The sequence below is a fragment of the Pedobacter sp. 01T416_2 genome (assembly GCF_056398925.1).
Window position 1 is genome coordinate 1 of record NZ_JBFTQI010000437.1, and the last position, 5,008, is coordinate 5,008.

The 5,008-nt window shown below is 40.2% G+C and carries 4 protein-coding genes; 1 reads left to right on the forward strand and 3 read right to left on the reverse strand.

The window, feature by feature from the left end; genetic code table 11:
• From AC1DPQ_RS17335 to AC1DPQ_RS17345, 3 genes are all read right to left on the reverse strand, one after another.
• On the reverse strand, positions 1 to 426 hold a 426-nt coding region (locus tag AC1DPQ_RS17335; RefSeq protein WP_477610360.1), incomplete at its 3' end, for an anthranilate synthase component II.
• A 52-nt stretch (positions 427 to 478) separates the two neighbouring features.
• Positions 479 to 1,876: an anthranilate synthase component I family protein gene (locus AC1DPQ_RS17340; RefSeq protein WP_184465000.1), complete on the reverse strand. Its 1,398-nt coding sequence runs from the start codon at positions 1,874 to 1,876 to the stop codon at positions 479 to 481.
• A 366-nt stretch (positions 1,877 to 2,242) separates the two neighbouring features.
• Positions 2,243 to 2,689: a cytochrome B gene (locus AC1DPQ_RS17345; protein ID WP_477578525.1), complete on the reverse strand. Its 447-nt coding sequence runs from the start codon at positions 2,687 to 2,689 to the stop codon at positions 2,243 to 2,245.
• Between the two features lie 112 nt (positions 2,690 to 2,801).
• Here AC1DPQ_RS17345 and AC1DPQ_RS17350 point away from each other — a divergent pair.
• Positions 2,802 to 5,008, forward strand: a 2,207-nt coding sequence (locus tag AC1DPQ_RS17350) for an amidohydrolase family protein (protein WP_477610361.1), incomplete at its 3' end; no start/stop codon positions are given.

Sequence of the window (5,008 nt, forward strand, 5' to 3'; positions counted from 1 at the left end):
CTCTTTACTCACCACCCAGCTATGGTAACGGCCAACATTTATGGTTTGCGGGCATTCCCAGAACAAAGGCTCATCGCCATCCACAACAGTTACCGGTGTAGCAATTCCGTGCATTGGTCTGCCCAGGTTCAGTAAAGTGCCACCAAAAACTTCGGCTATGGCTTGCTGGCCCAAACATACGCCAAAGATACTCTTCGTTGGCGCATAAGTTTTAATTACATCCAATAACAAACCAGCTTCTTCCGGAATGCCAGGCCCAGGTGAAAGTAATATTTTATCATACTTATCTACATCGGCCAGATCGAACTTATCATTTCTCCAAACCTCTGCTTCATAACCAACTTCGTTAATTAAATGCACAAGATTGTAGGTAAAACTATCATAGTTATCAATTACTAAGACGGTTTTTTTATCTATATTTTCCATTTTATTTCCTGTTAACGGATTTTACTCCAAACTAAAAACTCCTCACTCCCAACTATATTCCCTCTGCCATTTGCACCGCTTTACGCAAAGCTGCAATTTTATTGTTCACCTCCTGCATTTCAGTTTCGGGAACAGAATCGGCCACGATACCTGCACCCGCACGGTAATGCAGTTCATTATTCTTGCTCATAAACGTCCTGATCATGATGGCATGGTTAAAATCTTCATTAAAGCCCATAAAACCAATTGCACCAGCATAAAAATTCCTGCCCAGCTTTTCGTTTTCGTCAATCAACTGCATGGCTTTATATTTTGGCGCACCACTTAAGGTACCTGCCGGATAGGTATCGGCAACGACTTTAAAAGCACTTACATTTTCCTGCAAATGACCACTCACTTTACTTACCAGGTGGATCAGGTGCGAATAATATTGCACTTCTTTAAAAGATTTTACCTCCACGCGGTTACAGTGCCTGCTTAAATCGTTTCTGGCCAAATCAACCAGCATTACATGTTCTGCACTTTCTTTCGGGTCTTGTTCTAATTTACGGGCCTGTTCAGCATCTTCGATGTCGTTTCCGCTGCGTTTAAAAGTCCCTGCGATTGGAAAAATATTGGCCGAATTGTTTTTGATGGTAATCTGTGCCTCTGGCGAAGAACCGAACAATTTAAAATTCCCATAATCAAAATAAAACAGGTAAGGAGATGGGTTTATCGAACGCAGGCAACGGTATACATTAAATTCATCACCAGAAAATGCTTGTTTAAATGCTCTTGAAGGCACAATCTGGAAAACATCACCGCGGTAAATATGCTTTTGTAGTTTCTCTACCAGATCCATAAATCCCTGATCGGTTAGGTTTGAACTTTCCTCACCGCGAAGTTGAAACTTATATTCAGGGTAATTTTTATTCTGGATCAGGTACTCCATTTTTTCAAGCCCCCCCTCTTCTTCTCCTTCGAAAGTATTTTTGAAAAGGGTGATTTCATTTTTAAAGTGATCGATGGCAATGATATAACGGTACAGGTGATACTGCATTTCAGGAATTTCTTCACCCTCTGGTGTTTCAGAAGTAAACTTTATATCTTCAAAATGTTGTACTGCATTCCAGGTAAAATAGCCAAACAGACCGCTCGAAATAAATTTGATTTCGGGTAATTCCGTTTCTCTGAATTTATCTTTAAAATCGGTAATTTCTTCAATCAGGTTTTTACTTTCGGTAATCTCTACGGCACCATCAGGAAAATAAGTCTCTAATCGCGATCCCTTTAAAATAATTCCCGCTACCGGGTCGGCACAAACAAAACTCATCGAGTTTTCTCTGCTGTGGTAGTCAGAACTTTCTAACAGGATGCTGTTAGGATACACATCACGTAAGCGTAAATAAATGCTCACTGGTGTTGTGGTATCGGCAAGCATTTTTTTGTAAGTCGTATTAATTTTATACATGATAAAGGTAAATGGTGTAAGCTATAGGGCTTAAGGTTTGTATTTCGTATTTTTTAACAATAAAAAGCCCGGCGTGTGGTTCTACGCCGGGCTTTAATGGTTCTTTAATAAGGTTTAGGTTGATAAACTATATTTTGTTCATACGCAGCCAGCGCAATTCGTTCGAATTACTTTGCCAAAGCCATGTATGTATATTGTTGATCATGAGCAACAAAAATATAAAGAATTTCCAAAAATGGAAATAATTATGAAAATAAATTTAGTCCGAAGTTAGTAGTCGGGAGTCCGAAGTCGAATACAGCACAGGATTAATCTTGATTATCTATGCTTTTCGCCATGCGCCCAGCCCCCTGCTTTTTATAATTACTATGAAACCCCAAAAAACGATCTACCCGGAACTTCTTTTACCATTAATAAAATGGTTACAATAATCAAAATCAATGCTAAGCCAAAGAAAACTGAAATGGTACGGTGTTTTGCAACAGCGTCAGCAACTTTTTTCGATTTAGCATTACCAACAGTAATTAAAATAATCGCAATTATCATCATACTGATGTGCTCCATTTTAAAATAACGCACCGCTGGTGCACCGGCACTACTTAACTTATACCAGCCTTCGCTGAAATAAAGTACCAAACCAATCAACAATTGAATGTGTGCACTGATTAAAGTGAAAACATTTAGCTTTCTATCACCTTCTGTATAGGTTTTATTACCGAACCAGCCAGACAAAGCCCTAACAACGGCAATAATTAGCAAAAGAAAAACCACATAGCGCCATCCAGAGTGGGCACTTTTTAAAATATCGTTCATATCAATAAATTTCTATGACTCAAAAATAGACATTAATTGTAAAAAATAGGATATTCAACAGATTGAACGCTTATTTATATTAGTTTTAAACAAAAAAAACACTAAACTTATTATGAAGAAAATTTTACTTGCCATCGGGCTGGTATTTTCTACTACAATTCTGTTTGCACAGCAAACTTCCTTTCCCGTTAACGGTTCTTTCGATACCCGACCTGGAATGTTTGCCTTCACCAACGCAACAATAGTAGTTAATGCCAAYCAGACTCTAACAAATGCCACACTTTTAATCAAAGGACAAACCATACAGGGTATTGGTGCTGGTTTAGCCGTACCTAAAGGCTACGTGGTAATCGACCTTAAAGGAAAATTTGTTTACCCCTCCCTAATTGATGCCTTTACCAGTTATGGCCTTAGCGAAACACCTGCACAACAGCGCGGTTTCGGCGGTCAACGTCAGTCTAKTTTCGTTTCTACCAAAAAAGGTGCTTATGGCTGGAACGAATCAATCAGGCCAGAAACTTATGTAAAAAGCATATTTTCTACCGACAGCAAAAAAGCAGATGAATTACGTAAGGTAGGCTTTGGTAGTGTAAATGTAATTAACCGCGATGGTATTGCCCGCGGCGTTTCTGCTGCTGTAACTTTAAACGAGGGCGCAGATAACAGCGTATTCTTAAAAGATCAAACCGCAGCAAATTATTCGTTTAACAAAGGAACTTCATCAAACGATTACCCAACTTCGTTAATGGGTTCCATTGCTTTATTGCGTCAAACCTATTATGATGCACAATGGTATGGCAAACAAAAAGATGAGTTTAACATTTCTTTGGACGAATTTGGGAAACAACAGTCCATGCCACAGCTATTTGAGGTAGATGGATGGCAGAACATCCTGCGTGCCGATAAAATCGGAAAAGAATTTGGCAAGAAATACATCATTAAATCTACAGGTGATGAATACCAACGCATAAACGAGGTTAAAGCTACCGGAGCTAGTTTAATTATCCCCTTAACTTTCCCTAAAGCTTACGATGTGGAAGATCCTGCAGAAGCCAGAAACCTGACATTATCACAAATGAAGGGCTGGGAACTGGCACCAACCAACCCGGCAAGTTTAGAAAAAGCGGGAATTAAATTTGCACTAACTGCATTTGGCTTAGAAAACAGCCGCGATTTTTGGGCAAATATCCGCACGGCAATAGAAAACGGCTTAACCGAAAAACAAGCTTTACAATCGGTTACCGAAATCCCTGCTTCACTTTTGGGCATCAGCGATAAAGTGGGTTCCCTGGAAAAAGGAAAAGTAGCCAATTTTTTAATCTCATCTGATAACCTGTTCAAAAACGGAAACATTATTTTCGAAAACTGGGTACAGGGCAAACGTTTCATTGTTAACAAAATGGATGTGAGCGATGTACGCGGCACTTATAATTTAAACGTTGATGGTATTGGTGCTTTAATCCTAAAAATTACCGGAACAGGTGGCGGATCGACAGCCGCTATTGAAAGAACCGGTGTAGATAGTGTTAAAACCACAGCAACCTTTACCAGAAATGGCGATTGGGTAAGCATCAATTTCAACCTAAAGAAAAATCCTAAGGGTGATGTCCGGTTAAGCGGTTACATTACCTCGGCAAATCCCATTACCATCAAAGGCGAATCGGCTCTGGCTGATGGCAATACGGGAAAATTTACAGCAACTTATAAAGAAGCCGCAAAAGAAACACCTAAAAAAGAAGAGCTAAAAAGCACTTTGGCCATGGGGCCGGTAATTTATCCCTTCTCTGCCTTCGGAAGCCCTGAACTGCCTAAACAAGAAACGGTTTTAATTAAAAACGGTACCGTTTGGACGAATGAAAAAGACGGAATCCYCCAAAATGCCGATGTACTTTTAGAAAACGGAAAAATTAAAGCGGTTGGCAAAAACCTTTCGGCAAGCGGCGCAAAAGTGATCGATGCTACCGGTAAACACGTAACCGCTGGCATTATTGATGAGCACTCGCACATTGCAGGAGCAGGTGGTATTAACGAAGGTGCACAATCGGTTTCTGCCGAAGTACGCGTTGCCGATATCCTCAACTCAGAAGACGTAAACATTTACCGCCAGTTGGCCGGTGGTGTAACCACTTCACAAATTTTGCATGGGTCAGCCAATCCAATCGGTGGCCAATCGCAATTGATTAAACTGCGCTGGGGTAAATCGCCAGAGGAATTGAAATTTGCAGGTGCCGATGGCTTCATTAAATTTGCTTTGGGCGAAAACGTGAAACAAAGTAATTTCGGTACAGGTGCCCGTTTCCCGGTTACACGTATGGGTGT